Source organism: Priestia sp. BR_2 (genome assembly GCF_041954005.1).
In the GTDB taxonomy this organism is placed as follows: Bacteria; Bacillota; Bacilli; order Paenibacillales; family Paenibacillaceae; genus Paenibacillus_AQ; species Paenibacillus_AQ lautus_A.
Window position 1 is genome coordinate 1 of record NZ_JAVFHM010000170.1, and the last position, 26470, is coordinate 26470.

27 protein-coding genes and 1 riboswitch are annotated in these 26470 nt (G+C 52.1%); of the genes, 3 read left to right on the top strand and 24 right to left on the bottom strand.

What is annotated here, in order from left to right; translation table 11 throughout:
* Nucleotides 1-386 precede the first annotated feature (386 nt).
* The 11 genes from RB298_RS08280 to RB298_RS08330 all read right to left on the bottom strand — a co-directional run bounded on the left by RB298_RS08280 (nucleotide 387) and on the right by RB298_RS08330 (nucleotide 13086).
* Nucleotides 387-1349 carry an MraY family glycosyltransferase gene (locus RB298_RS08280; protein WP_036663778.1) on the bottom strand — a complete coding sequence of 321 codons (963 nt, stop codon included), beginning with the start codon at nucleotides 1347-1349 and terminating at the stop codon, nucleotides 387-389.
* Nucleotides 1350-1873: 524 nt separating this feature from the next.
* A complete protein-coding gene (locus RB298_RS08285; protein ID WP_096776890.1) occupies nucleotides 1874-3175 on the bottom strand; it encodes a pyrimidine-nucleoside phosphorylase in 1302 nt (433 codons plus the stop codon).
* Nucleotides 3176-3352: 177 nt separating this feature from the next.
* Nucleotides 3353-4060 carry a purine-nucleoside phosphorylase gene (deoD, locus tag RB298_RS08290; RefSeq protein WP_009589537.1) on the bottom strand — a complete coding sequence of 236 codons (708 nt, stop codon included), beginning with the start codon at nucleotides 4058-4060 and terminating at the stop codon, nucleotides 3353-3355.
* A gap of 23 nt (nucleotides 4061-4083) precedes the next feature.
* Nucleotides 4084-5262 (bottom strand): phosphopentomutase, encoded by a 1179-nt coding sequence (gene deoB / locus RB298_RS08295; RefSeq protein ID WP_486046752.1) that lies wholly within the window; start codon nucleotides 5260-5262, stop codon nucleotides 4084-4086.
* Between the two features lie 83 nt (nucleotides 5263-5345).
* On the bottom strand, nucleotides 5346-6524 hold the full coding sequence (locus RB298_RS08300) for a NupC/NupG family nucleoside CNT transporter (RefSeq protein ID WP_277747096.1): 1179 nt from the start codon (nucleotides 6522-6524) through the stop codon (nucleotides 5346-5348).
* 84 nt (nucleotides 6525-6608) lie between these two features.
* Nucleotides 6609-7274, bottom strand: a complete 666-nt coding sequence (gene deoC, locus RB298_RS08305) for a deoxyribose-phosphate aldolase (protein WP_096776887.1) — start codon at nucleotides 7272-7274, stop codon at nucleotides 6609-6611.
* 394 nt (nucleotides 7275-7668) lie between these two features.
* Nucleotides 7669-8604 carry a DNA-binding transcriptional repressor DeoR gene (gene deoR, locus RB298_RS08310; protein WP_096776886.1) on the bottom strand — a complete coding sequence of 312 codons (936 nt, stop codon included), beginning with the start codon at nucleotides 8602-8604 and terminating at the stop codon, nucleotides 7669-7671.
* Nucleotides 8605-8722: 118 nt separating this feature from the next.
* Complete coding sequence (locus tag RB298_RS08315) at nucleotides 8723-10858, bottom strand: MMPL family transporter (RefSeq protein ID WP_486046755.1); 2136 nt, start codon at nucleotides 10856-10858, stop codon at nucleotides 8723-8725.
* 16 nt (nucleotides 10859-10874) lie between these two features.
* Nucleotides 10875-11303, bottom strand: a complete 429-nt coding sequence (locus tag RB298_RS08320) for a hypothetical protein (RefSeq protein WP_096776884.1) — start codon at nucleotides 11301-11303, stop codon at nucleotides 10875-10877.
* 199 nt (nucleotides 11304-11502) lie between these two features.
* Entirely contained in the window at nucleotides 11503-12078 is a 576-nt protein-coding gene (locus tag RB298_RS08325; protein ID WP_486046757.1) for a TetR/AcrR family transcriptional regulator, read from the bottom strand.
* Nucleotides 12079-12351: 273 nt separating this feature from the next.
* The gene (locus RB298_RS08330; RefSeq protein ID WP_458715765.1) at nucleotides 12352-13086 is read right to left on the bottom strand and encodes a ThuA domain-containing protein; all 735 of its coding nucleotides are present in this window, start codon (nucleotides 13084-13086) and stop codon (nucleotides 12352-12354) included.
* A 149-nt stretch (nucleotides 13087-13235) separates the two neighbouring features.
* Between RB298_RS08330 and RB298_RS08335 the strand changes: the two genes are divergently transcribed.
* Nucleotides 13236-14123 carry an AraC family transcriptional regulator gene (locus tag RB298_RS08335; RefSeq protein WP_249732912.1) on the top strand — a complete coding sequence of 296 codons (888 nt, stop codon included), beginning with the start codon at nucleotides 13236-13238 and terminating at the stop codon, nucleotides 14121-14123.
* A 357-nt stretch (nucleotides 14124-14480) separates the two neighbouring features.
* On the opposite strand, the gene rnhA is transcribed toward RB298_RS08335, so the two are convergent.
* The 3 genes from rnhA to RB298_RS08350 all read right to left on the bottom strand — a co-directional run bounded on the left by rnhA (nucleotide 14481) and on the right by RB298_RS08350 (nucleotide 16162).
* Nucleotides 14481-15146: a ribonuclease H gene (gene rnhA, locus RB298_RS08340; protein WP_096776881.1), complete on the bottom strand. Its 666-nt coding sequence runs from the start codon at nucleotides 15144-15146 to the stop codon at nucleotides 14481-14483.
* A 29-nt stretch (nucleotides 15147-15175) separates the two neighbouring features.
* Nucleotides 15176-15400, bottom strand: coding sequence for a hypothetical protein (locus RB298_RS08345; RefSeq protein ID WP_036663762.1), 225 nt, complete (start codon nucleotides 15398-15400; stop codon nucleotides 15176-15178).
* 105 nt (nucleotides 15401-15505) lie between these two features.
* Nucleotides 15506-16162 (bottom strand): hypothetical protein, encoded by a 657-nt coding sequence (locus tag RB298_RS08350; RefSeq protein WP_486046760.1) that lies wholly within the window; start codon nucleotides 16160-16162, stop codon nucleotides 15506-15508.
* A 97-nt stretch (nucleotides 16163-16259) separates the two neighbouring features.
* Here RB298_RS08350 and RB298_RS08355 point away from each other — a divergent pair, with 97 nt between their 5' ends.
* Nucleotides 16260-17219 carry a helix-turn-helix transcriptional regulator gene (locus tag RB298_RS08355; protein WP_192570508.1) on the top strand — a complete coding sequence of 320 codons (960 nt, stop codon included), beginning with the start codon at nucleotides 16260-16262 and terminating at the stop codon, nucleotides 17217-17219.
* 75 nt (nucleotides 17220-17294) lie between these two features.
* Nucleotides 17295-17816 carry a DinB family protein gene (locus RB298_RS08360; protein WP_036663754.1) on the top strand — a complete coding sequence of 174 codons (522 nt, stop codon included), beginning with the start codon at nucleotides 17295-17297 and terminating at the stop codon, nucleotides 17814-17816.
* Between the two features lie 137 nt (nucleotides 17817-17953).
* Here RB298_RS08360 and RB298_RS08365 read toward each other — a convergent pair whose 3' ends face one another.
* The 10 genes from RB298_RS08365 to RB298_RS08410 all read right to left on the bottom strand — a co-directional run bounded on the left by RB298_RS08365 (nucleotide 17954) and on the right by RB298_RS08410 (nucleotide 26292).
* Nucleotides 17954-18484, bottom strand: coding sequence for a DUF2179 domain-containing protein (locus tag RB298_RS08365; RefSeq protein ID WP_015737571.1), 531 nt, complete (start codon nucleotides 18482-18484; stop codon nucleotides 17954-17956).
* Nucleotides 18481-19389, bottom strand: coding sequence for an ectoine hydroxylase (gene thpD / locus RB298_RS08370; protein ID WP_192570507.1), 909 nt, complete (start codon nucleotides 19387-19389; stop codon nucleotides 18481-18483). Before thpD ends, RB298_RS08365 begins: the two co-directional genes overlap by 4 nt.
* A gap of 14 nt (nucleotides 19390-19403) precedes the next feature.
* Entirely contained in the window at nucleotides 19404-19796 is a 393-nt protein-coding gene (locus tag RB298_RS08375; protein ID WP_009589551.1) for an ectoine synthase, read from the bottom strand.
* Nucleotides 19793-21085 (bottom strand): diaminobutyrate--2-oxoglutarate transaminase, encoded by a 1293-nt coding sequence (gene ectB / locus RB298_RS08380; protein ID WP_096776875.1) that lies wholly within the window; start codon nucleotides 21083-21085, stop codon nucleotides 19793-19795. Before ectB ends, RB298_RS08375 begins: the two co-directional genes overlap by 4 nt.
* A 16-nt stretch (nucleotides 21086-21101) precedes the next feature.
* The gene (gene ectA, locus RB298_RS08385; RefSeq protein ID WP_015737574.1) at nucleotides 21102-21614 is read right to left on the bottom strand and encodes a diaminobutyrate acetyltransferase; all 513 of its coding nucleotides are present in this window, start codon (nucleotides 21612-21614) and stop codon (nucleotides 21102-21104) included.
* 24 nt (nucleotides 21615-21638) lie between these two features.
* Complete coding sequence (ehuA, locus tag RB298_RS08390; RefSeq protein ID WP_486046765.1) at nucleotides 21639-22490, bottom strand: ectoine/hydroxyectoine ABC transporter ATP-binding protein EhuA; 852 nt, start codon at nucleotides 22488-22490, stop codon at nucleotides 21639-21641.
* Between the two features lie 12 nt (nucleotides 22491-22502).
* Nucleotides 22503-23165 (bottom strand): ectoine/hydroxyectoine ABC transporter permease subunit EhuD, encoded by a 663-nt coding sequence (gene ehuD, locus RB298_RS08395; protein WP_090913364.1) that lies wholly within the window; start codon nucleotides 23163-23165, stop codon nucleotides 22503-22505.
* A gap of 3 nt (nucleotides 23166-23168) precedes the next feature.
* Nucleotides 23169-23822, bottom strand: coding sequence for an ectoine/hydroxyectoine ABC transporter permease subunit EhuC (ehuC, locus tag RB298_RS08400; RefSeq protein ID WP_486046767.1), 654 nt, complete (start codon nucleotides 23820-23822; stop codon nucleotides 23169-23171).
* A 1-nt stretch (nucleotide 23823) separates the two neighbouring features.
* Nucleotides 23824-24678 carry an ectoine/hydroxyectoine ABC transporter substrate-binding protein EhuB gene (ehuB, locus tag RB298_RS08405; RefSeq protein WP_085981253.1) on the bottom strand — a complete coding sequence of 285 codons (855 nt, stop codon included), beginning with the start codon at nucleotides 24676-24678 and terminating at the stop codon, nucleotides 23824-23826.
* A 354-nt stretch (nucleotides 24679-25032) separates the two neighbouring features.
* Nucleotides 25033-25179: riboswitch (cyclic di-AMP (ydaO/yuaA leader) on the bottom strand.
* Between the two features lie 369 nt (nucleotides 25180-25548).
* Nucleotides 25549-26292, bottom strand: a complete 744-nt coding sequence (locus tag RB298_RS08410; RefSeq protein ID WP_009589549.1) for an SDR family NAD(P)-dependent oxidoreductase — start codon at nucleotides 26290-26292, stop codon at nucleotides 25549-25551.
* Between the last annotated feature and the right edge of the window lie 178 nt (nucleotides 26293-26470).

A 26470-nucleotide genomic window follows, 5' to 3' on the forward strand; every position in this document is an offset into this window, starting at 1 on the left:
CTGCACTTTGTCTATCTTCGTTCATCATGCTCAAATATCCACGCCCTAGTTGGCATTGTGTACCTGTGACACGCTTAACATAATCTGTTATCGTCGTACTTTATCCGAAGATTAAACGAGATGTGAGGGAGTTTATCTGGCGATATATAGGTTCATTAGCCTCTCTGATATCGTACCAATTCTATCTCTATAACAAAACCGGCTATCGACTTACTGTCTCAGTAGACAGCCCGCATTTCGCGGAAGTTTTTCTTGCGAGACAAGGGTGGTAAGACTCCGCAGTTTATACTTTCTTATCTCTAAAAAAAAAGTCCCGCCACCAACATCGATCTGGAGACGAGACTTCAATTACGTACTGAAGAAAGCTTATGCCAGGCTTATACGCCTCAAGCGCCGCCGTTCATGGCGAGTATGATCGCAGCCAGTCCGAAGCACAGGTTCAGCAGGCATAGGAATACCAGCGTCTGCTTCTGGTTGAGCCCCGTTGCCAGCAAACGATAATGGGCCTGGGAAGCATCGGCCTGATAGATCGGCTTGGATTGAAGCATTCGGCGGATGACCACGATGATATTATCGAAGATCGGCACGCCCAGCGCAAAGATGGGAACGAACAAGGACGCCAGGGTTGCACCCTTAAACGCGCCGTCCAGAGCAATAATCCCAAGGATGAACCCGAGGAAGGTAGCGCCGGCATCCCCCATGAACACTCTGGCCGGCGGCTTGTTGTACCTTAAATATCCCAGCGCGGCTCCTACGAGTATGACGGCGAGCAAGGCGGATTCGCCTCGGCCCATCGTAATCGCGACAACAAACAGCGTACCTCCGGATATGGCGGAGAGCCCTCCTGCCAGCCCGTCGATGCCGTCCGAGAAGTTAATAACCGTCGTAACGCCGAAGATCCACAGAATCGTTAAGATCAGCTGCAGCCATTCCGGCAAGTTAATATAGTGACCCGTAAACGGATTGTTGAATCCTTCGAACGCGATGCCGTAGCTGTATACAACGACGGCTGCGCTGACCTGTACAATGAGCTTCGGCAGCGATGCCAGCTCCTTGCCCTGGGACTTATACCAATCGTCCACGAGGCCGATCCCAAGAATCAACGCGCTACCGATAAAGATACCTACCACTTCCCTTGAGATGGTACCTGTAAGCGCAAAATAAGTGATGAAAAATCCGATGAATATGGCGACTCCCGCCGTCAGCGGTATCGGCTCGCGGTGTATTTTCCGCTCGCTGTCCGGCCTTGGCTTGTCCACAAAATCAATCTTGATCGCAAGTTTGCGAAATGGCGGAATCAATACCAACACCAGCACCATGGATATGACAAACGCTGCAAAATAGAGCATGGTTTCCTCCCAATGAATGATGAATAATGGAGAACATTGCAATCTAAGTATATGACTTATAGCGAATCCTATCAACCTATCAAAAAGAAAAAGACCGCCGCATCCGTAGAATTTCTACTTAGCAGCAGCCCTTTTCGGACTCATCGGTTAAGACTCCTTCTTCACCGCAAGCCCAATGATCATAACGATAAGTGCCAGCAAAGCAATCAACTGATCGATGGTCATGGCCAAAAGCCTCCTTGAATGGCAGGATGGCTCTTGCCGGACTACGCATCTCCCTCTCCCGTTAAATGCCTTACGTTTTCCCCATTACCATCCTATGAGGGTTCATCCCCCGTTTATGACGATGACCGCCAAAAAAACTGCCCTCGTTCAGATAACTTTCGAGGGCAGGTTTGCATATCGCGCAGGCACGGGGGAAGAGGCAGCGCACGGGGTACGAGGTACTCATTCCGGACAGCGTACGAGGCACTCATTCCAAACAGCGCCAGCGTTTAATGGCTCGCTTCGGATCGGGATTCACCTTATTCCGTCACGATGTCATAGATCAATATAGGCGCATCTGCATGATCAGCGATTCGAATGCTTTCATACAGCTTCTGCTTCACGTCGTCCACGTTCTCGCGGTTGGCATGGATCGTGACAAGGGAATCCCCCTTCTTCACGGCATCGCCGACCTTCTTGTTCAGCATCAGGCCTACCGCCAAATCAATTTCAGATTCCTTCGTCGCGCGGCCGGCCCCGAGCAGCATCGCCGCCGTACCGATCTCATCCGCTACCAGCTCGGCGACAACGCCGTCCTGCTGCGCGGGAAGCTCAATGAGATACTGTGCCTTCGGCAGACGGTCAGGATGATCCACCACGGACGAATCTCCGCCCTGGTTCTGGATGAATTCCTTGAACTTCTCCAGTGCCTTGCCGTTGCGAATCACCTCTTTTAGCTTCTCTTCGGCATCTTCAAGCGAGTCGGCCTTCCGGGCCAGGTACACCATCTGTCTGCCCAGCGCCAGGCACAGCTCTTCCAGATCCTTCGGACCCTCGCCGCGAAGCGCATCGATCGCTTCCTGCACTTCCAGCGAATTGCCGATCGCGGCCCCAAGCGGTTGGCTCATATCGGAGATGACCGCCATCGTTTTACGGCCGACGTTGTTGCCGATGCTGACCATGGCGTGTGCCAGTTCCTTGGCATCCTCCACCGTTTTCATGAACGCGCCAGCGCCGGTTTTAACGTCCAGCACAATCGCATCCGAACCGGCGGCAATCTTCTTGCTCATGATCGAGCTTGCAATCAGCGGAATGGAATTGACGGTGGCCGTCACATCCCGGAGCGCGTACAGTTTTTTGTCCGCCGGCGTGAGGTTTCCGGTTTGGCCGATGACGGCGATTTTATGTTGATTCACAAGGTTCACAAATTCGTCTTTGCTGATCTCCACATGGAAGCCTTCGATGGATTCCAGCTTGTCGATCGTTCCTCCGGTATGGCCGAGGCCGCGTCCCGACATCTTCGCTACCGGAATATCCAGAGCCGCTACAAGCGGAGCCAGCACCAGCGTCGTCGTGTCGCCTACGCCCCCGGTGGAATGCTTATCGACCTTGATTCCCTCAATTGCGGACAGATCAATCGTTTCGCCGGAGTTTACCATCGCCATCGTCAAGTCCGCCCGTTCCCGGTCGGACATGTCCTGGAAATAAATCGCCATGTTCATGGCGCTCACCTGATAGTCGGGAATATCTCCCTTGGTATATCCGTCGATAAAGAAATTGATCTCTTCTGTTGTCAGTTCCTTGCCGTCGCGTTTCTTCGCAATTAAATCAACCATTCTCATCGTACATTCTCCTCACTGTTTGCGATGATTGTATTCCTTCCACGGGAATCACTACAAATACGGACTGTTCTTTCGATCGCCGCTGCCCCCAGACTCCTTATTATTGGAATCCGTGGGCAAAGGCGACCTGGTCGCTTCTCCAAAACAATTCCGCCTTCTGCGCTCAGGGCAGTTTCCTTACAATGAAATCGCCGTATCCAGCGCGACTTCCATCATCTCGTTAAACGTCGTTTGCCGCTCCTCGGAAGAAGTCTCTTCTCCTGTGAGCAAGTGATCGCTAACGGTCAGGATCGTCAGGGCGTTCACGCCGAATCGTGCCGCGATCGTATAGAGCGCCGTCGTCTCCATTTCCACGCCAAGCACGCCATGCTGCATCAGCTTCTCCACGACGGATTTGTCCTCGCGGTAGAACACATCGGACGTGAACACGTTGCCGACATGCATCTTCAGGCCTTTCTCCTTGCCACGCTCATACGCGCCGAGCAGCAGCGGGAAGCTGGCAATCGGGGAGAAATCATAACCGTTGAAGTGGTGACGGTTCATGCCGGAATCCGAGCAAGCCGCCTGGGCCAGGATGACGTCGCGCACCCGGACGTGCTCCTGCATCGCGCCGCAGGTTCCGACGCGGAACAGGTTTTTGACGCCATATTCCCGAATGAGTTCATTGACATAGATCCCGATGGAAGGCACGCCCATGCCCGAACCCTGCACGGAAATGCGTTTTCCTTTATAGGTTCCCGTAAATCCAAGCATCCCCCGCACTTCGTTGTAGCAGGTCACGTCCTCCAAATACGTCTCGGCAATGAATTTAGCCCGCAGCGGGTCGCCTGGCAGAAGAATCGACTCCGCGATATCTCCCGGTTTCGCTCCAATATGTGTACTCATGTCCCATTCCTCCACTTATTCGATTATTTCAAGTCATTCAAAAAGCTGGTTCCGTGCTTCGGCAGCTTCACGCCGAAGTTGTCGGCAACCGTGGCGCCGATGTCGGCAAAGGTCTTGCGAAGCGGCAGTTCCTTGCCTTCCGCGAAGCGAGGGGAATATACAAGCAGCGGCACGTATTCTCGCGTATGGTCCGTGCCCTTGTAAGTAGGATCATTCCCGTGGTCGGCCGTGATGATCAGGAGATCGTTCTCCGTCATTTTCTCGAATACCTCCGGCAGGCGCCGATCGTAATCCTCCAGCGCTTGGCCGTATCCTTTCGGGTCGCGGCGGTGTCCGTACACGGCATCGAAATCCACGAGATTCAGGAAGCTCAGCCCCTTGAAGGATTCATCCAGGGTTTGCACCATTTTGTCCATGCCGTCCATGTTCGATACGGTTCTGACTGCCTTCGTAATACCTTCCCCGTCGTAAATATCGGAGATTTTACCGAGGGCGATGACGTCAAGACCGGCATCCTTCATCTCGTTCATCGTCGTACGTCCGAAAGGCTTCAAGGCATAGTCATGCCGATTCGCCGTACGCTTGAAGCTCCCCGCCTCGCCAATGAAAGGACGGGCGATAATCCGGCCGAGCATATACGGATCTTCCAGCGTAATTTCGCGGCAGAACTCGCAAATCTCGTACAGCTCCTTGAGAGGAACCACATCCTCATGCGCAGCGATTTGAAGCACGGAATCGGCAGAGGTATAGATGATCAAAGCCCCTGTTTTTACATGCTCTTCGCCAAGCTCTTCGATAATCTCCGTTCCGCTGGCCGGCTTGTTGCCGATAACCTTGCGTCCGGTTTTCTCTTCGATGCGCTGAATCAGCTCGTCCGGGAACCCGTCCGGGAATACGCGAAATGGCGTATCGATATACAAGCCCATGATCTCCCAATGGCCTGTCATGGTGTCTTTGCCATTCGAAGCTTCCTGCATCTTCGTATAGTAAGCCCGAGGTTGATCCGTTGCAGGGACGCCCTCGATCTCCCGGATGTTGGACAGCCCGAGCGCTGCCATGTTCGGCATGTTCAGCCCGCCGCATTCGCGGGCGATATGCCCCAGCGTGTCGGAGCCGATGTCGTCAAAATCAGCCGCATCCGGTGCTTCCCCGATGCCAACGGAGTCCAATACGATCAAGTGAATTCGGTCAAAACGTTCCATATCCAAGTGCTCCCCCTCATTTATGAGTTTTTAAATCAAACTATCCATAAGGCTCGCTTGCAGTAGCTCGTTTCCTGCCAGGCTTACAGGAACAGTCCGGTAATCGTAGCCGACAGCACGCTCACCAGCGTCGCCCCGTACAGCAGCTTTAGGCCGAAGCGGGCAACCACGTTCCCCTGCTTCTCGTTCAGGCCTTTGACCGCGCCGGCAATGATGCCGATCGAGGAGAAGTTGGCGAAGGACACCAGGAATACGGATACGATACCTACGGTGCGTTCGGACATATTCGTGAAGTTGGCCAGATCAAGCATCGCGACGAACTCATTCGATACCAGCTTGGTAGCCATGATGCTGCCTGCATCCACCGCCTCTTTCCAAGGCACGCCCATCACAAAAGCGAATGGAGCAAAGATGTAACCTAACAGCTCCTGGAAGGTGATTCCGAAAATCATATCAAAAATGCCGTTGATCATTGCGATCAAAGCAACGAAGCCGAGGAGCATCGCCGCAACGGTAATCGCGACCTTGAAACCATCCATGATGTATTCGCCCAGCATTTCGAAGAAGGATTGCTTCTCCTCCTCCTGCACCTCCAGAATATCCTCTTCCTTCTCCACCTTGTAGGGATTGACGATGGAAGCAATGATAAATCCGCCAAACAGGTTCAATACAAGCGCGGTCACCACATACCGCGGCTCGATCATGGTCATGTATGCGCCGACGATCGACATCGATACCGTGGACATCGCGGAAGCGCAGAGCGTATACATGCGGTGCTTCGGAATTAAGGCGATCTGTTTTTTGACCGAGATAAACACCTCGGATTGCCCCAGGATCGCGGAAGCTACCGCATTGTAAGACTCCAGCTTACCCATGCCGTTGACTTTACTCAAGACGAGGCCGATATATCTTACGATAAACGGCAGTACCTTAATATATTGAAGTATACCAATCAATGCGGAAATAAACACGATTGGCAGCAGGACATTCAAGAAGAACGGACCTGCACCTTCATTGGCAATGCCGCCAAATACAAACTCGATTCCGGCTCCGGCGTAGTCAAGCAGCGCTTTAAACGTATTCGCTATCCCTTTGACAAGATACTCGCCGACATTGGTGTTCAGCAGTATGAATCCAAGGATCAGCTGCAGCACAATCATGACAGCTAGCGGGCGATAACGAATGTTGCGCTTATCATTGCTGATAAGGAACGCAAGACCGAATACGACCAGCAAACCTAGTATGGCGATTAGAAATTTCATCGTCGATGTTCCCCCATAGGTGAATTTTTTTGATAGATGGCATGGCTACCGAATTATCGAAAACCTTATACCCCAATAAACGGTTTAGTAGGAAGAGCTGGATTGGCCGCCCTCCATAATTTTCACGCCGGAGCTGGCTCCGATACGCGTTGCGCCCGCTTCAATCATGCGATCCATGTCTTCCTTGCTGCGCACGCCGCCGGAAGCCTTAACGCCCGTGTTTTCTCCGACCGTCTTGCGCATCAAGGCGACATCCTCCGGAGTAGCTCCGCCTGTAGAGAACCCCGTGGAGGTTTTGACAAAATCGGCTCCGGCTTTCACGGACAGCTGGCACGCACGCACCTTCTCTTCTTCGGTCAGAAGGCTTGTCTCAATGATGACCTTGACCAGGGCTTTGCCCTTGGCTGCATCCACGACAGCCTGAATATCTTGCTGCACCAGCTCATCGTTCCGATCTTTCAGCGCCCCGATGTTGATGACCATATCAACCTCCGTAGCCCCGTTATCGATGGCATCCTTCGCTTCAAAAGCCTTTACAGCCGTCGTGTTAGCCCCCAGCGGGAAGCCGATAACGGTGCATACTTTGACGCTCGTGCCCGCAAGCTGCTCAGCACAGTAGGATACCCAAGTCGGGTTCACGCAAACCGAAGCAAATCCGTACTTTTTGGCCTCATCCGTAATTTTCGTGATCTCAGCCTGGGTTGCATCCGCCTTCAACAGCGTGTGGTCGATCATTCCTGCTATATTCATCTGGTTAAAACACTCCTTATATTGTTTTTATGCAATCTTGTAAAAGCGCTATCATAACGCTCAATCCTTTAGACGGGACCATCATATCATAGCCTTGAACATATGTAAAACATATATTGAAAATATGTTCATTCCGATTTATGGCAATGATATTTATCATTGTTCGCTGAAGAACTATTCATCATTCAGGAATAATCTAACAATTCGCACCGTTTACTATGCTCTATACCCTGTCAGCGTAAACATAAACAGAGAATCGGCCCCATACGGCTTGGGGAAGCCGATTTCCAATACGCAAAAAAACACCCCGTCCAGGCAAGAGGAAGCTGATTACCGCTTCGATCTTCCGGAACGAGGTGCCGTAAAACTAAAACTGGACAATATGTTGAACATGTCATGGAAGCAAGGCTTGCGCCGTAAACTGGTCCGTTACCAGGATGTTTGCATACTTGCCGATCAGCGCAGCTCGGATGGCCTCCACCTTGCGCTGCCCGCCTGCCACGAGAATCGATTTCTCCTTGTGGCGCAAATCGTCCAAATCGATGCCCACCGTACGATTGTTGATATCCTCGCTGCAAACCCTGCCCTCCGCATCGAAAAACCGGGAGCAAATATCTCCCGCGCCGATCCGCTGGAGCAGCTTCTGTTCTTCCTTGCTCAGATAACCGAGCCGGAACAGCAGCGCGTCTTCATGAACGGTACCCACTGTAAACATGGCAATATTGGCTTGTTTGCCTAATTGGATGATCCGCTGGATATGCCGGTCCCTCTCCACCATTTCCTTCAGCTCCGTGGTGTCGAAGATGACCGGCAGCGGCAAATATCTCGCCATTGTGTGGTACGCCTCGGCGAACAGATTGACGATCTCGGCGGCATACGTGTTCACATGCGAATGGCTGACGCCGCCCTTCAACTGCACGACCTCGACGCCCCGAACGGGCTTTTGCTGCAGCTGAAGCGCCACGGCATGCATGGTCGTTCCCCAGGTAACGCCGATGATATCCGCATCCTGGACCGTTTCATGCAGGTAATCGGCTGCCTTTTTGCTGATATGCTTCTGGATTTCGCGGTATTCGTTGACGGGAGAATAACTCACCAGCACGTGTTCCAAACCGTAAGCCTTCTTCACCCTTTCGGCCAAAGCGCCCAGGTCCTCGAGAGGGTCCACGATGCTGATCTGCACATAACCCTGCTCCTTGGCGTGCTGAAGAAGCCTGGAGACCGTAGGGCGGGAAACGCCGAGTCTCGTGGCGATATCCTGCTGGCTGTAATCCGACATATAGTACAATCTTGCCGCCTCAATGCTGAGGCGCTGTTTATCCTGATCCATGATCCAACCCACTTTTATTATGTCGTAATCGAATTGGGTCCATTATACATCGTTATGCTGCGGATTTCGATAGCCGCATTAATTCCATGAATGGTCAGCGTGCTTATGGACAGAACCATTAAACATCGGTTGATTTTGCGGGATGCCGCTTCTCTTGATCGATGGGTTTCTTTTTTTCAAGGAGAACGAGCAATGCCGGCATCAAAAAGCCGCGAATGATAAACGTATCCATAAGAATGCCCACCGCCACGATAAATCCGAATACGAACAGCACCTCGACCGGCTGAGTCATTAAAACCGCAAAGGTAGCAGCAAGAATAATACCGGCGGATGAAATGACTCCGCCTGTGCTCGCAACCGAAATTTCTACCGCTTTGGCAAGCGGGTATTTCCTGCGCTCTTCCAGAAATCTGGAGATCAGAATGATGTTATAATCGATGCCTAGTGCGACCAGAAATACAAAAGAATAGATCGGAACCCGGTTGCTGATGGAGTCGATACCGAACAGCATCTGCGTAAGAAACATTCCCAGCCCAAGTGCTGCCAGAAAGGACACCAGAATCGTCCCGACCATGTAAAGGGGGATACGGACCGATTGGGTCATCACGATAAGGAGAATCAGAATCATGAGCGTCTCAAGGATCACAATGACCACCAGATCCCGGTTATTGACCAAGCGATCATCCACTTGGGATGCCGTTTCCCCGGCAAAGTACAGCTTGCCCTCCATCCCGCTTTGCTTAACCAACTCCTCCGCGCGGTCACGAATATCGCTTAACGCATCCATCGAGCGGGTATCGTAAGGACTCTCGTCGAACGTAAGGCTGTACCTCACAGCGTCACCAGAATCCGTCATTCCGTTCATCCGAATGTTTGCGACAAGCGGTTGCCCCTCCAGAATAGCCATCAGTTCCCGGATGTCGTCCTCTTTCATTGGACCTGCAGATTCGAACAATACCGTGGTAGGAGCTAAATCGCCTTTATCGAACCCACTCTCCAACGCCTCATAGCCTACTCTCGATGACATGTCCTCTGGAAAGGATTTGATGTTGTCAAAGGAGTAGTTCAAATTGAATAGATTGCTAATCGATAATAGTAAAATGATGCCCACAAGAATAACGGATTGTAAAGGTCTCTTGACTACCAAGCGACCGATACTACCCCAGGCGGAGCTTTGCGCTACTGTCGGATCGCCGACTTTCGGAATTTTTGGCCAGAATGATCTTCTTCCGAACAAGGTAAACAACGCAGGAATCAGTGTCACGGACGCCAGCATGATAACAACCATAGCCGTCCCGAAAATCGGAGCGAAATTCCGATATTCTCCGTAGTTCGCGAAAAAGAGGATCAGCATGGCAGCCAGCACGGTGCCGCCCGAGAAAAATACGGGCAGGCCAACTTCTCTCATCGCTGACTTCATCGCTTCATATTTGTTGTCGCAGCGTTTCAGTTCCTCCCTGAACCGGGAAAACACAAACAGCGAATAATCGATGACGGCCGCGAACAACAGTATCATCATAATGGACAAAGATTGATTGTTTAGGAGAAGCCCCGCTTTCCCCAATAGCCCAAGCGATTGGTTGACCACTTCATAAACAAAAGCGACGGCCAGCAGCGGGATGAAGGCTAACAAGGGTGAGCGGTAAATTATGATCAGGAGAACCAGCACCAGTCCCACCGTTGAAAGAAGGAGAATCACATCCGCTCTTGAGAACAGATCGAGTGAATCAGCCGAGATTCCGGCAGGACCCGTAACGTACATTGCCAGCTTCGAGCTGTGCGCAACCTCATCCTTGATCTGGTTAAGGATATCCCTAAGCTCCTTGAATTCCAAAGAAGAGACAAACTGCATAGGGATAGCTACTGTCTTCCTATCCTTCGAGTAAAGGCTTTCCCATGCCTGCGGCGGCAGTTTATCCAGCGGAACAGACTCTTGTATGGCCTCTTGATGGTTATGCTCGATCCCTTCCATCATCTTTTGGATTTCTGCTTGATTAATCTCTCCTTGTTTAGATTGAAAGACGAATACGGCCGGCATGCTGTCTTCGTCCGGGAAATATTCACCAAGTTTATCTTTGGCAATTACAGACGGCATGTCTTTAGGAAGCGAGTCTATTCGACTGACCTCGTATTCTTTGGCGCTTGGAGCAAGGGCACCCAGCAGCATTGCGGCAGCAAACCAAATGATCAGGGTAACCCACATTCCTTGTCTTGACGCCACGCGGTCGGTTAGCCAGTTTAACCATGACTTCACGGGTAATCTTCCTCCTTCACATCAATCTGAGGGCCGTAATCAGAACGACTCCGAGGGCGAGTACAGCCGAACTGATAATCGTTGTCCGATAATACCCAAGTAACGAAGACTTTTTGTCAACATTAACGGCTTTAGATATTTTGCGGCTCAACACACTGAGTACGGTAATGCTGAGCAGCACAATCATCGAACCTGCCATCTCCATCAAAGACAAGTAGAACGGAAGATTGCCCCTTTCAAATTGACTGATCATGTAAGATCCGCTGAGTACAATCATAATGGAGCTGGGAAGAATGACCCTGTTAACGATTTTGCGGATTTGATCGCCCGTTCGAAGTGCGTCCCCCTTCTTGATCATGCCAGTCAACAGTAAACCAAAGCTAAAAAAAGCCCCTATCCACAAAATAATTCCTGCAATGTGGATAAAATAAGAAAGCTCATACATTAGGAAACCCTCACTTTCATCGAGTAGTGGTATTCAGCTGCAAGTGACACATGTGTCACTTTGGAGATAGAATCGCTTCTATTTCCGCGTTGAAGACAATGACTCCAATATGACATAAGTGTCACTTTTATGAGCGTCATGGAAATCATGCTTCCTTGTGTCACATGGACAGTATCCCGCAAAGTGACACAAGTGTCAATTAATTATTTTTGTAGATTCCGTGACAAATCATCAGCTGAATAGCATCCAGCCACTCTGTTTTGGGGAGGCCCTCATGATTGGGGATGTTGATCGTTTGGAATATCATCCCCAGGACCAACTGATCCGGAAGCCCGGGATTCAGCAGATCTTCGTCCCGCCCCTGCTTAATAAAACCCTGAAATCGTCCATACATCTCCATATGGAGTTTCTCCAGCAGTTCTTTATTCGATCTGACCTTATCGCCCGCTTCGGCCGGTATCTGTTGATTCATACCAAGTATCTGGTGGATGTTGCTATGTTTATGGATGATGTCCAGCAGTTCCCTTAGTTGCTTCTCAAAGCCTTCGGATTTCACAAATTCCCCCAGATCCTTCAAAAATCGACGCATTTCATATACCATATAGTCCATAATAAATTCTTCTTTATTCTCGTAGTATTTATAAATCGTTCCCCTGGCTACCTTCAACCGGTCCGCCAGCATGCCGAACGTGAACCCTTCATATCCATGCCGCAGCAGCAGGTCCTTCCCCGTTTGAAACAATAACTGCGTTGAAAATTTCCGTTCCCGTGCCATCTGCTCACCTCTTACGAATAAACGACTCTTTAGCTAAGGATAGCTAAAGAGCCCGTAAGGTGCAACCACCATCTGTTGCGACGGGTCCTAACACGTCAAATCGCGAAGAAAGCACGGTTCCTTCCGGCAACTTGATGTTTACTCAGGTATCGGGCTCGATCGCCAAATAAGCCCTGACCAAATTTGCACGCAAATAAAAAACGAAGCAGCCGTCAGGACACGCTGCTTCGTTATGAAGGTAAACTTCCCACGAATTCATCAAAAGCTTAGAGCCTATACCGGCTGTACGTATTCGAGCGGAGATACCCGGCCATAGGACGTCTTCGCACCTTGAATCGGTGCCGCCCAAGCCACGGCATTGGCAATCACCTGCTGAATTTCAGGCTGGTGATAGGTAGGGAACGCTTCATGACCCGGTCTGAAATAGAAGAGCTTGCCGCGTCCGCGCTTGTAGCAGCAGCCGCTGCGGAACACCTCGCCGCCTTCGAACCAGGAGACAAACACCAGCTCATCCGGCGCCGGAATCTCAAAACGCTCCCCGTACATTTCCTCCTGCGGAATCTCGATATACTCACCGAGCCCGCTGACGATCGGATGGCCGGGATCGATGACCCACAACCGTTCCTTCTCGCCGTCGTCGCGCCATTTCAGCGCGCCGGTATTCGTGCCGAGAAGGCGCTGGAAAATCTTCGAGCCGTGGCCGGAATGCAGCACGATGATCCCCATGCCGTCCAATACGCGCTGGCGCACTTTTTCCACGATATCATCCCGTACTTCACTATGCGCCACATGCCCCCACCAGATCAGAACGTCCGTTGAAGCGAGCACGTCGTCCGTCAATCCGTGTTCCGGATCATCCAGCACGGCGGTGCGTACGACGAACTGTGCATCCTTCCCCAGAAAATCGGCAATCGTCCGGTGAATGCCTTCGGGATAAATCTTCGCGATCTGTTCATTATGTCTTTCGTGCCGGTATTCGTTCCATACCGTTACATTGATATTAGCCAAGGATGGCGGCCTCCTTTAAATTGAAATCCAAAGACCTCTTATACATTCACCCCAAGTATAGGCTGTGTTACAATGAACGGGAATGTGTGAAAGTTACTCTTTTTGTACAAAAACGACTTCGCGTTTTTTAAGGAGAGAGGGTGGAACTCGTGCTATCGATGAACGCTGACTATGTGCCTAGAATCAAACTGATGGGCTTCGTCTCCTATAAGAACCCCTGGATTCATTTCAAACGGAACACCCACGAGCATATTCTGTATTTCGTGAAGAGCGGCGAGCTTCATATGCGGGAGAACGGCGAATCCCATGTGCTCCGAAAAGGCGACATGCTGGTGCTTGAGCCGCATCTGGACCATGAGGGAACCCAGAAGCATCCCTGCGACTACTACTATATTCATTTTGAGCATCCCGATATTCGGCAGGCGCCCGAACGTCCCTTATCCCTGCTGGCCAAGCAGTGGATCATGAGCGAGAATCAGCCGGCAGGCAAGGATGACGGCAGGCCGCTGTACTTTCCGAAGACCTGCACGTTAACCCAGAGAAAAAGTCTTCATCACATGTACCATGCCCTCAGTGAAATGCTGCAGCTTTACAGAAGAAAGCACTTTAACCGCAGTTTGACCGCGCTCAAATTCATGGAAATGCTGATCGAGCTGTCCCGCGAAAGCCTGTTCGATGAACTGGAGAAGGACAGCCCGCACACCAAGTCCTATATGAAAGTGCATGCGCTGCTCGACTACATCCACGAACATTATGCCGAGAAAATCATCAGCTCGGATATCGAACAGCGCTTCGAATGCAACTATGACTATATCAATCGGGTGTTTGCCAAGCTCACGGGCCATACGATCATGCGATACGTGAATCAGGTCCGGATCAATCATGCCAAAGAGTTAATCGAGGCCACCCATCTCAGCTTCGGGGAGATCGGATATCTGACCGGCCTGGATGATCCCTTTTATTTCAGCAAGGTGTTCAAGAAATACGTCGGCATGTCGCCGAACCAATACTATAAGCAGGTTCGCGACAAGGAATAAGGCGGGGGACCGGGGGCCAGCGTCCGGCATCATGGTTGGCGTATCGTGGATAAGTCATAGCGAACGTTCCGGGCGCCCCTCCTTCCTTGGGGATAACCCGCCGCCCCTCCAAGTTAATAGGAAGTTATCCTTGCACTTCTCCACATTTGTTCACAAACGCTGGATAACTCCCCTGGAATCAGGGAGCAAAATGCAGCTTGCGCTGAATGAATGGGGATGATGTTCATAAATCTGTGTATAAAGTAACGTAAGAATAGGTTATGCACAGTTCATGCTGACTCCATCCGTTTATAGAATGCAATTATCCACATCCGGGGATTTGGATTTTTTCGCATATTCCGGGACAGGATCATTCTTTTATTTGCGCCCGTAGTCTGCCTTAATCTCTCCCCAGCTCTTCGTTTGCCATTTCAGCACCTTGTTCTCGTATGTATTGGTTCGAAGCCAGTGCTCGGCCCGATCCACGAGATCCCATATCTCTTTGGTTGACGCGTCGCGCGGCAGCGTGGACACCACCTTCTTCTGCTTCAGCCATTTGAGCGCATTCATGGAATCGCTGTACACCGTTTTGGTGCTGCCGATCTTCTTCAAATAAGCCAGCGCATGGACGATCGCCAGGAACTCGCCGAGATTGTTCGTCCCCTTCTGGATCGGCCCGCACGAGAACAGAATATCTCCCGTCTGCGTATCCACGCCTTTATATTCCACCGGTCCCGGGTTTCCCCGCGTTCCCACATCCACGGAGATGCTGTCATAATCAATCTCCCCCGGATCCTCGGCCGCGGAGGCGCTGCTGCGCTTAAAGCTCTTGCTCTTGGAGCCCGAGCTGCTTGATCCGCTTCCGGACTGCCCCCAGTAATTTTTATACCCTGCCGCATAGGCCTGTTCCGCTTCGCTTCGGGATTCGAACGCCTTGAATTTCGCACCTGTAAATTGGTTCACCTGCTGCTGGCATTCGCCCCAGCTTGTATAAATTCCGGGTACTTTGCCTACCCAGACTACGTAATATTTTTGCTTTGCCATCATAAACCTCCATCCTGGAACTAACCTCTCTAGCGTACTATATCACATCCTCCGAAACCAACAAAAAAAGCGCCATCGTCTCCGATCCGCTTTCGATGTTTGACCTTATTCAATTGTTCCTGTTTCGTCGGCTTCACTCTCACATGCTGTGACAGCGCGCCATAATCCTCGTTGGTCTTTCTCATCGAGACGGCTGACCATATGCCGGCGCGTTCCGCTTTGCGGAGCGCTTTTTGCGTTTTGGTACGGGCCATGAGGCTCACACTCCTTCTATATATAGAACTCCCTATATTGTACGGCAAAATCGAAGGGAATGGAACCGGAGCCGCCGGGACTCCGCCCACCCTTTTGACGCCCGTTTATTTCCATCCCTCAAACGTGAGGATCTTATCCCGGTAATTGACATCCACTCCCTCATGCGTCCGGTATTTCAGTGCATCCAGCTTCGCTTCGGCGTCGGTCTCCGTCTCATCGCTGCCGATCGTGACCTTATCCTGTTCTACGGCGGTGATGACCCAGGAACCCTCCGTTTTATCCAGGGAATACCTGCGGTTCATTTGAGTCAGCGTTTTTCCTTTCAGTTCCCTGGATTCCGATGCATATACAAACACCTCCCCACTTTGATCACTCTCATAAGGGTCCGAAATGCGAATCGAGGCCTTCTCTTCGTTCATTCCCAAAGATTTGACCAGCCCCCGCATATGCTCCTTATGCTTCTCGTACTCTTCGGCGGACATCTCTATCATGTCGCTTGCACGATATTCCTTCTCGTTATATCCGAAAATAATCCGGTCGCTCATAGCCTGCATGTAAGACTCGCTGACTATCCCGCCCACCTCGGCCAAATACTCCGGATAATCCATTTGAAAATGCAGCAGCTTATATTCCGCCGTCTCCAGCTTCTCGACCTGGTTCACGATCTGCTCCCGTTCGTTCTCCGACAAGCCCGAGCCGCCGCAAGCGGACATTCCGACAACCGATAATACGATCAACCCTAATAATAGTAGTTTTTTCATGTTCCGGCCCATCCGTAAATCCTCTCCCTCCCGTAAACCTATGATATAATACGGAATCATTGGAGAATAGATCCAATTATGATAGGAGAGTGTACCGATGAAACTGGAGCGGCTCATATCCATGATTTACATGCTGCTGAACAATGAGATTCTGTCCGCGTCAGCCTTGGCAGAGAAATATAACGTGTCCCAGCGAACCATCTACCGCGACATCGATGCCATCTGCGCCGCCGGCATTCCGGTCGTATCCTATCAAGGGGTCAACGGCGGATACGGCATTATGGAGCAATACAAGATGGATAAAAGCCTGCTCGGTTCCTACGATGTCAGCGCCCTGATCACCATCCTGCACAGCATGTCTACGGTGTTCGAGGATGAACGGGCCCTGGATACGATTCAGCGCCTGCAGACCATTGACCGTTCCGCCAACTCCGCTTCGCAGGGATTGTCCATGGATATCGGGAGCTGGCGGTCGTACAACGAAATCCTTCGTCTTCTTCGCCGCGCCATTACGGACAAGCATGTGATCTCCTTTCAATACATAAGCGCCAAGAACGAACGCATTTATCGAAAAGTCGAGCCCCTGCGACTTATGTATAAATTCGGATCCTGGTACTTGTACGGCTTCTGCAGAACGAGGAACGATTACCGCGAATTCCGGATCTCGAGAATGTCGGAGCTGTCCCCCTCCGCCGAGCCCTTTATGCGCCAGCACTCCGAGGAGCATACGCACGGACCTCAGCTTCAAGAGCAACATCCATATGGGCGGAGCGAACGGTATAACTGGGCATCATCGCCCGATGCCGTAGAAGTCGTGCTGCACGTGTCCCCCGGGGCCCTGGCCAAAGCGATGGATCAATTCTATGACGTACAGCGGGAATTTCATGAAGACGGCTCGCTTCGTCTCACGTTCAAGGTCAATGATCCGGATTCCTGGTGGTTCTGGTCTACCCTGCTGAGCTTTGGCGAGGAGATCGAGATTGTGGAGCCGGCCGACTTAAGGATCCGCATGCAAGCCAAATTAGAAAAAATGCTGCAAGTGTACGGAAAAGTATGACAGTCCGCTGTCATACTTTTTTATTTACAATGTTCCCAAGAAGGAAATAACACGAAGCCAAAGGGGACGATCTCGATGAACTATCCTGTAAAAATGTATGAATACCATGTATGGGCCAACCAGGCCATATTCAACCGTCTGCTGGAACTTCCGGGCGAATTGTACAATCGGACCATCACGAGTATCTTTCCGACCGTATCGGAAGCGTTGATTCATATCTACACGGTGGATCTCGGCTGGATGAACATTTTGTCCGGGAAGGACATGAGCTCTGCATTGGCTGAGGCCTACCAGCTTCGGGAAGAGCTTGAAGCGATTTCGCTGGAAGACCTGAACCTGCGGTTTATCGAATTGTCGGATCGATACGCTGCGTTTCTCCGCCAGCAGCCTGACCTGGAGCGGATGATCCGATTGGATAATCCTTATGCCGGCATCCGGGATACCCGCCTGTCCGAGATCATGCTGCATGTCGTGAACCACGGCACTTACCATCGTGGAAATATTGCCGCCATGCTGCGCCAGCTCGGAAGCTCCTCCGCGATGACCGATTACGCTTTTTTTTGGTACCAGAATGAACCGGAGCCCGTCTTCGCCTGATGGCGCTCAGAATAGCGGCGGAAGTCCAGGACCTCTGAAATTCCATGCCGGTCTCAGCCCGACAAAAACCAAAAAGCCTGCTTCAGGAACCCGGTTCCGAAGCAGGCTTTCTATCCTACATCCCGTTTGTACGCTTGTCACAATTTGCGACCTTCCGTCAATCGCACCCAGAAGCCGCCTTTGAAGCTTTTCGGTTCATGGGAGATAATGAACGCTTGCGGCGACATTTTGGAAAGTGACTCCATCAGCCGCCGCTCATTCTTCCGTTTCACGAGCACTTGAAGCACCAGCCGCTTGCCATCCTTGCCGTCCGCTTCCCAAGCGGTCACGCCGTATCCCTTCTCCCGCAGGTTCATGGCCAGGTTCGTCTCAACGGAATTGACGATCACCTGCACCACGATGTATCCGAGTGCCAGATACTCCTCAATTCGGCTGCCGGCATACACGCCCAGGCCAAAGCCCAGGCAGTAGGCCGCCATATTAAAGGGATTGTCCAGATTTTGCAGGACGAGATTGAGACCGAGCAAGTACACGAATACCTCCAGCATGGCCAGAAGGGAAGCTATCCCTCTCCTGCCTTTGATCATCAGAATCAGCCGCAATGAAAAAATCGAGACATAGACCACATTGATGCCGATGATGGAGCCGATCAGCGACAGCGAGATCATAGAGAATCACGGGTAGCGATATACTCCGGTCTTGGCTTCTGGCCCGAATACGGCTGCTTGACCTTGTTCTCCACGCTGTTATAGACCATGAATATATTGCTGCGCGGCATCGGGGTGATGTTGCTGTTCGAGCCGTGCATAATGTTGCAGTCAAAAATCACGATAGAGCCCGCCTTGCCGACCGGCGTGTCGATCCCGCCCTCCTTCACCATCCGCGTCAGGCTGTCATGATCCGGAACGCCGTACTCCTGCTTGCGCAGGGAATCCTTGAAATGATCCTCCGGCGTTTGACCGATGCAGGCCACGAATTCCTTATGCGATCCGGGCACCACCATAAGGGGACCGTTATAAGGATAGTTATCTTCCAGGGCAATGGAACAGCTTAGCGCTCTCATGCGCGGCATGCCGTCCTCGACATGCCACGTTTCGAAATCGGAGTGCCAGTAGAACTCCTTGCCCGTAAAGCCCGGCTTGTAATTAATTCGGGATTGATGGATATACGTCTCGCTTCCCAAGAGATATTCCATGATCGCCAGGAGTCTAGGATGCTGGGACAGCTTCTTGAACACTTCGTGGCTCTCATGCACCGCGAATACCGACCGCACTTCGTCTCCGCCGGGCTCCCGGATCACCTCGTCCTTCTCGGAGTCCCGTGCCGTTATCTGCAGCCTGCGGGCCTCCTCCTGATATCGCGAAAGCTCCTCCCGATCAAAAAAGCCTTCCAGAAATAAATAACCGTTGCGCTCGTAGAAGTCGGATTGCTCCTGCGTTAGCGGCGCATCCGGCGTCCACTCCGAATGTACGACCGGATCCTGCCTTTTTAAGATCCGGGGCTCCGCATGCATTCTTGAAGGGTAAACGTCCATTTCTTTTTCCTGAAGGGCCGACGCATGATGTTTACTCATCGCATATCATCTCCTTAATCCGTAATGGGGGCAAGCAGCGGGTAGGTTCCTTCCTCATCGTGAACTTCCGCGCCGGTTAACGGCGGATTGAATACGCAGACCATCCGCATCTGCGAACGGGCTCTCAAATAATGCTTCTCGTGTCCGTCCAGCGCATACATCATGCCAGGGGTGATGGGATAGGTCTCGCCGCCGACAACCTCGATTTCTCCCTCCCCTTCGATGCAGTACACGGCCTCGACGTGGTTTTTGTACCAGATCAGCGTCTCCGTTCCGGCCTTGATCAGGGTGTCGTTAAGAGAGAAGCCCATGCCGTCTTTGGTCAGCAGAAGCCTTCTCGAATTCCATGTCGTTGTATCGATGTCGTCTTTCGTATCCACGATTTCTTCCAAATGTTTAACGATCATGACAACCTCTCCTCTGCAGCTAATTGTTTCATGCTGTTCTCAAAAATCCCCAGTCCCTCTGCCAGCGTGTTCATTTCAATGGTCAGCGGCGGCATCAGCTTGGCAACTTCGCTATGCGGTCCTGACGTTTCCATAATCAGTCCTTGCTCAAAGGCGATTTCGGATAGCCTTCCTGCGTGCTCCGGCTTATCAAAGGCTACCCCCTGGATCATGCCCCTGCCGCGGATTTCGCCCTTAAGCCGGGGATAATCCCTCATGACGTCTTCGAGCGATTGGCGAATCCGATGTTCGCGAATGCCGATATCGAGCTGAAAATCCTCCGTCTTCCAATAACTCAGCGCTTCGGCAGCGGCAACGAATCCGAGATTGTTGCCCCGGAAGGTGCCGTTATGCTCTCCCGGCTCCCAGATGTCGATCTCCGGCTTGATCAGCGTGATGGCCATCGGCAAGCCGAAGCCGCCGATCGATTTCGAGAGGCACACGATGTCCGGCTCGATGCCCGCATCATCGAAGCTGAAGAACGAACCGGTTCTGCCGCAGCCCATCTGGATATCGTCCAGAATGAGCAGCATCCCCTTATCCTTGCAGATGCGCGCCAGCTTCTGCAGCCATTGGCGGCTGGCGGCGTTCAATCCGCCTTCCCCCTGAACCGCCTCGACGATGACCGCTGCCGGCAGCGGAATGCCGCTTCCCGGATCATCCAGAAGCTTCTCCATATATGCCATCGTATCCACGTCGCTGCCAAAGTAACCGTCATACGGCATAAATACCGAGTGGCTCAGATCCACGCCGGCGCCCTGGCGCTTGAAGGCATTGCCGGTCACCGCCAGCGATCCCAGCGACATGCCGTGAAAGGCATTCGTAAAGCACAGAACGGTGCTGCGCCCCGTCACTTTTCTGGCGATTTTGAGCGCGGCCTCCACGGCATTGGTGCCGGTCGGTCCGGGAAACATCACCTTGTGATCCCACCCGCGAGGCTTCAGGATAATCTCCTGAAAGCGGGTCAGAAACGTTTCCTTCGCTCCCGTAGCCATGTCCAGGCTGTGCGTAACGCCGTCCTGCAGGATGTAGTCGACCAGCTTTTCGCGAATCCTCTCATTGTTGTGCCCGTAATTCAAGGCGCCGGCGCCGGCAAAAAAATCAATGTATTCATTGCCCTGCGTATCCCACAGCTTGGCATTCCGGGCTTTGTCAAAGACCGTCTGAAAGCTCCGGCAATAACTTCTCACTTCCGATTCCAGCTTGTTAAACACGGTAAGCTTCGGTTTCTCCATGACTTGGTTGTCCATAGTTCCCTCCATTTGTTTAAATGTCATTGAAAAAGGGGCCAATCACGAATAACGGCTCATCTTCATGTGTCGTACCATCCGGAAACATCTCTGCTCCGTAACCCACCGTTACGGTGCTCGGAATGGATTTCTCCTCGGCATAACCGAGAAACAGTCGGCGTGATGCCATATTGCTGGGCGATACCGTCGTTTCGATGAAACGGACGCCATGACAGGCCTTCTGGTTCATGAGGCCGGTAAGCATCGCCTTCGCGATCCCCTGCCTCCGGTGCGAGCTTGCAACCGCCACCTGCCATACAAAAAGCGTCTCCGGATTGCGCGGAGAACGAAAAGCGGAGATAAAACCGACGATGTCTCCTTCATGCTCCGCGATCATGCAGGTATCGTTGAAGTAATCCCCTAACAGCATGTAGCAATAAGGCGAGTTCAGATCAAGCGATCCGGTATCGCGTATGAGCTCCCATACCCGGGTTCCGTCCCGCGCCTCCGGTCTTCGGTAAACCACTTCGGTTCCGGTATCCACAGCCATCTACATAAACACCTCTTTCCAGCACTAATTTCCGTTCGAGCGGAACCGCTGCAGAAAGCTCTGCAGCCGCTCGCTCTTCGGATGATCGAATATTTCCTCGGGTGTTCCTTGCTCAACGATCCTGCCGTCGGCTCCGAAGATGACCCGATCCGCGATTTCCTTCGCAAAATCCATCTCGTGCGTAATCAGCATCATGGCCATTTCGCCTTCTTCGGCGATTTCCCGGATCACCTCCAGCACCTCGCCGACCAGCTCAGGATCCAGCGCCGAGGTTACTTCGTCAAACACCATCACCTTCGGCCGCATGACCAGCGCTCTGGCGATGGCGACGCGCTGCTTCTGGCCTCCCGACAAATTGGACGGGTGCATCTTCAGCTTATCGGACAAACCGACCTTGCCCAGCATCGAGACGGCCCGCTCCTCCGCTTCCTCCTTGGACAACCCCAGCACCTTGCGCGGGGCTTCCGTCACGTTGCGAAGCACATTCATGTGCGGGAACAGATTGAAGTGCTGGAAGACCATGCCGACGTTGCACCGCATCCGATGCAGATGCTTCTCGTTTGCCCGGACCAGCCTGCCCTTCTCCTCCATATGCCAGAGCAGCTCGCCATCGACCTCGATGGTCCCCTCGGTCGGCTCCTCCAGCGTCATCAGCATTCGGCCCATCGTCGTTTTGCCAGATCCGCTCGGTCCGATCACGGCCACCTTTTCTCCCGGCTTCATCTCCAGATCGATGCCCTTCAGCACCTGCAGGTCGCCATACGACTTGGTCACGCCCGCATATTTCACGATCGGCTGTGAGCCCGTAACGGAATTTCTTTCCCGCCCCGGCTTCTTCGCCTCTTCAGCCTGCTCATCGATTACAACGGCATTCAATAGACTCCCTCCTTATTTTCCACGCTGCAGATTCAAACGCTTCTCCAGCCTTTGCACCAGCAACGACGCGATATAACTGATGATCAGGAACAGAATCCCGACCAGCGTGTACGGTTCGAAAGCGCGAAATGATTGCGACACGATATTTTTGGCCGTCAGCATCATCTCGACCAGCGTTATGGCGCATAGAATCGGCGTTTCCTTAAACATGACAATCAAATAATTGCCCAGCACCGGGATGATCGGCGGCACCGCTTGCGGCAGTATAATGCTCCGCCAGGTCTGGGATTTCGTGTAGTTCAGCGCGGTTGCGGCTTCCCACTGTCCTTTCGGCACCCCTTCAATGCCGGAACGGTACACCTCCGACAGATACGTGCTGTAATGCAGCCCCAGGCCGATGACGCCCGCATAGAAGGCCGGAATCGAAATGCCCGTCAGCAGCGGCAAGCTGTAATACAGGAAGAACACCTGTACCAGCAAGGGGGTATTGCGAATAAATTCTATGATTCCTTTGGTGATGAGCGACAAGGGCTTAAATGTACTCCGCGCGGCAAAGGCAAGCAGCAGTCCGATAATCAATGCCACCACAAAAGCACAGAGCGTGACCCATACCGTCATTTTTAATGCGCTCAGAAGCTGCGGCAGTATTTCAAACACATATTTCCAATCCCACATCCGCTACAGCCTCCCCGCGGTCAGTTTGCGCTCCAGCAGTCGAACCGCCATCGAGACGAGCGTGGCGATGACAAAATACATGAAGAGCAGCAGCACCAGAATCTCGGTCGTCCAGGAGATGTAATTGTTGCGGAGCACCATCGCCTGATACGTCAAATCCGCCATCGTGATGAAATAAACGAGCGAGGTGGATTTGATGAGTTCCACAAGTTGATTCCCGAACGGGGGAAGCATTCGCAGGGACGCTTGGGGTAGTATAACGTTCCACAGCCTCTGCCAAGGCTTCATGTTAAGCGCCACGGCAGCTTCCCACTGTCCTTTCGGAACGGCAAGCACCGCGCTGCGAACAATCTCGGAGCCGTATGCGCCGAAGTTAAGTCCGATCGCGAGAATCGCCGCCAGCATTTTCGGAAGCTCGATGCCGATGAACGGAAGGGCAAAATACAACCAGAAGAGCTGCACCAGCAAGGAGGTTCCCCGAAAGACTTCGACATACACGGCCGTCGCCGTGCGGACGATCCACAGCTTCGACAGCCGGCACAATCCGGCTGCAAAGGACATCACGATAGCCAGGATGGCTGAAAAGAACGCGACGATAATCGTGATCTCTGCTCCTTTGAGCAGCGTCGGAAGAAAATCGATCCAAGAATTCGGCATGCTATTCCCCGCAGAGCGCAGCGGCCGTCATCTCACCCGGAAGCTCTTCTTCCGTGAACCCGAACTCTTGCAAAATTTCCAGCAGCTCGCCCGACTCCTTCATCTTTTCAAGCTCTGCATTATAAGCCTCCTGGAACTCGGTATCCGCTTGGCGGAAAGCCGTAGCCCCGTAACCGCGAACGCTTTCGCCGTCGATGACCGGCTGCTCGAAATCAGCCACGCGTTCGATGCTGTCGTCGCTGGCTGAATCCAGCATCGCCTGCAGGGACGGCCCCGTCATGGTAATCGCCTGCACCCGATCGGCCTGGAGGGCGCTGATCGCCGAAGCCTGGTCAGGGACCTGTACGATCCGGTCCGCAGGAATGCCCGATTTCTCCATGTAGCCGATTTCGACCGCGCCGGTCATGACGGCCACCTTGGCCTGCTCATTCTTGGCAATGTCCTCATAGCTTCCGAGTTCCATCGGATTCCCTTGCTTTACCGCAAGGGCTTCCCCGATGCTGTACTCCGGATTCGCGAACAGGACGGCAGAGCAGCGGTCAGGATTAATGAACATGCCTGCCGTGATCAGATCAAACCGATCGGCCTGCAATCCGGCGACCAGCGAACCGAATTCCGTTAACTCCCCTCTCATCTCCTTGATGCCAAGACGCTCCAGAATAACGCGGGCAATCTCAACCGCTTCGCCCGTGAGCTCCCCATTGGCTTCTTTGTAGGCATACGGCTTCTCGTTCGCAAACCCTACGGTGATATATCCCTGCTCAATGGCTCGATCCAGCGTACTTCCTTTGTCGCCGCAAGCCGCGAGCAATACCACCATCATCACGGACAACACCAGCACAACCACTTTCTTCAAAACCTTCCACAACCTTTCGTAATAGCTTTTCACTTTCTTAAAAAAACGGCATGACGAAATTATCCGTGTTAGCACATGCGTTAACTTGGATATATAGACATTCAGATACCCGTGCATGGGACGAGGCTTCAGGGAAGATGATTCATCCGCTTCCTTGCACGCTTTGACCCAATGCCGTCTGACCGATTCAATTCGTTCCACATTTGCAGGCGCTGCCCCTCCTCTGTAATTGAATGCAAAAAGGCCACCAAACAGGGGATCTAGACATAGCTCCGCCAGCAGGGGGTCAAAAAATAGAGAAAAGGCCCCTATAGAGAATAAAGGGCCTTTTGTATGAACATCCATTATGTATGCAAGACCCATCCACTGCTGACGAGGTTAGCTGACGGACTCGGGTAAGATGGTACCCTACACTCGTGAATTCCAAGTGACTCGCCCCTGGTGAAACTGGTTCCCCCGCTTTCCGGAATATGTATGCCGGAAACTAAGCGTGTGTTCATGATAAAGGGAAGCTCAGGAAAAGTCAAACCCCTTTAACCGCTTTTTCTGGAAATTCAGAAGTAAAAAACACCGTTTTTGCAACGAGGATATTGAGCCTTTTGAACACCTTATTTAAGGCTGTCCATACACCGGATTGGTCATGGAATCCATGCTCCATTTTCCGCTATATAGCAGGCATTTGACGGGTCTTGCGGAAATCGTTCATGCCATATATGTTTTATGCCATGAATGAGCCCCGGATCAGGAAGTCTGCCCGTATGAAATACGGAACCGAAAAAAAATTTTTGAAACACTCCATAATAAGTCTGATAACAACGCCTGGAATGACTTAAAAAAAAGCCCCGATGCTTAGCATCAGGGCTTTTCTCATCATACCGCGGTATAGCCGCCATCCACCAGCAGGCTCGTGCCCGTAATGAAGGAGGCATCTTCACTGGCGAGGAACAACACGGCTTTGGCCACTTCTTCCGGCTGTCCCAAACGGCCCATCGGATGAAGACCGACCAGGTGCTGCGTGATCGCTTCCGTTCTTCCCTTGATCAGCGGCGTATCGATATATCCCGGACACACGGCATTGATTCGGATTCCTTTGGAGGCATAGTCTGCGCTGAGCGACTGGGTTAACAGCTTGACGCCTCCCTTGGCCGAAGCATAGGCGGTTACCCCTGCTTTTCCGACATGGCTATGGATCGAGCCGCAGTTTACGATTGCCCCTCCGGTTCCTTGGGACAGCATTTGCTGAATAACATATTTATCGCACAGGAAGACCCCTGTCAGATTAATATCAATCGTTCTCTGCCAGTTATCCATCGTTAACTGATCGGCAGGAGCATCATGGGCAATGCCTGCGTTGGCAAACAATACATCGACACGGCCAAAATGCTGCACCGTCTGATTCACCATATTCGCGACTTCCTGCTCTTGGGTTACATCCGTTTTGACGAACAGCGCTTCAAAGCCGGCTCCTCTCAATTCGTCGGAAACCGCTTGTCCCTGGTCGGAATAATCCGCGATAACGACCTTGGCTCCCTCTTTCGCAAAAAGTCTGACTGCCGCTTCGCCAATCCCGCTGGCGCCCCCCGTCACGATGACAACCTTGGAATCAAATTTCATGCGTTGATCACTCCTATGTTGTAAATTCATCAACCGGCTATCCATTCATGTAGAATGGGCAAATACCGACCATGATATTCCAATACCCCGTTTCCTAATGAATGACCGGCAACCTATCGAAGAAAAAGAATGTTCGCTAAAAATAGTCGCAAAGCAATAACCCTATTCAAGCTCAAGC

Bases quoted from the DNA above. Each gene is read 5' to 3' on its own strand.
- RB298_RS08410 (WP_009589549.1), bottom strand. From the start codon at position 26,292: ATGAAATTTGATTCCAAGGTTGTCATCGTGACGGGGGGCGCCAGCGGG.
- ehuC (WP_486046767.1), bottom strand. From the start codon at position 23,822: ATGCCGAATTCTTGGATCGATTTTCTTCCGACGCTGCTCAAAGGAGCA.
- RB298_RS08360 (WP_036663754.1), top strand. From the start codon at position 17,295: ATGAACTATCCTGTAAAAATGTATGAATACCATGTATGGGCCAACCAG.
- deoD (WP_009589537.1), bottom strand. From the start codon at position 4,060: ATGAGTACACATATTGGAGCGAAACCGGGAGATATCGCGGAGTCGATT.
- RB298_RS08365 (WP_015737571.1), bottom strand. From the start codon at position 18,484: ATGATCTCGCTGTCGCTGATCGGCTCCATCATCGGCATCAATGTGGTC.
- RB298_RS08325 (WP_486046757.1), bottom strand. From the start codon at position 12,078: ATGGCACGGGAACGGAAATTTTCAACGCAGTTATTGTTTCAAACGGGG.
- RB298_RS08355 (WP_192570508.1), top strand. From the start codon at position 16,260: ATGAAACTGGAGCGGCTCATATCCATGATTTACATGCTGCTGAACAAT.
- RB298_RS08285 (WP_096776890.1), bottom strand. From the start codon at position 3,175: ATGAGAATGGTTGATTTAATTGCGAAGAAACGCGACGGCAAGGAACTG.
- RB298_RS08320 (WP_096776884.1), bottom strand. From the start codon at position 11,303: ATGTATGAGCTTTCTTATTTTATCCACATTGCAGGAATTATTTTGTGG.
- deoB (WP_486046752.1), bottom strand. From the start codon at position 5,262: ATGGAACGTTTTGACCGAATTCACTTGATCGTATTGGACTCCGTTGGC.
- RB298_RS08350 (WP_486046760.1), bottom strand. From the start codon at position 16,162: ATGAAAAAACTACTATTATTAGGGTTGATCGTATTATCGGTTGTCGGA.
- ectB (WP_096776875.1), bottom strand. From the start codon at position 21,085: ATGGACAACCAAGTCATGGAGAAACCGAAGCTTACCGTGTTTAACAAG.
- RB298_RS08375 (WP_009589551.1), bottom strand. From the start codon at position 19,796: ATGATCGTTAAACATTTGGAAGAAATCGTGGATACGAAAGACGACATC.
- ehuD (WP_090913364.1), bottom strand. From the start codon at position 23,165: ATGTGGGATTGGAAATATGTGTTTGAAATACTGCCGCAGCTTCTGAGC.
- rnhA (WP_096776881.1), bottom strand. From the start codon at position 15,146: ATGGCAAAGCAAAAATATTACGTAGTCTGGGTAGGCAAAGTACCCGGA.
- ectA (WP_015737574.1), bottom strand. From the start codon at position 21,614: ATGGCTGTGGATACCGGAACCGAAGTGGTTTACCGAAGACCGGAGGCG.
- deoR (WP_096776886.1), bottom strand. From the start codon at position 8,604: ATGGATCAGGATAAACAGCGCCTCAGCATTGAGGCGGCAAGATTGTAC.
- deoC (WP_096776887.1), bottom strand. From the start codon at position 7,274: ATGAATATAGCAGGAATGATCGACCACACGCTGTTGAAGGCGGATGCA.
- RB298_RS08300 (WP_277747096.1), bottom strand. From the start codon at position 6,524: ATGAAATTTCTAATCGCCATACTAGGTTTGCTGGTCGTATTCGGTCTT.
- RB298_RS08280 (WP_036663778.1), bottom strand. From the start codon at position 1,349: ATGCTCTATTTTGCAGCGTTTGTCATATCCATGGTGCTGGTGTTGGTA.
- thpD (WP_192570507.1), bottom strand. From the start codon at position 19,389: ATGAGTAAACATCATGCGTCGGCCCTTCAGGAAAAAGAAATGGACGTT.
- RB298_RS08345 (WP_036663762.1), bottom strand. From the start codon at position 15,400: ATGGCCCGTACCAAAACGCAAAAAGCGCTCCGCAAAGCGGAACGCGCC.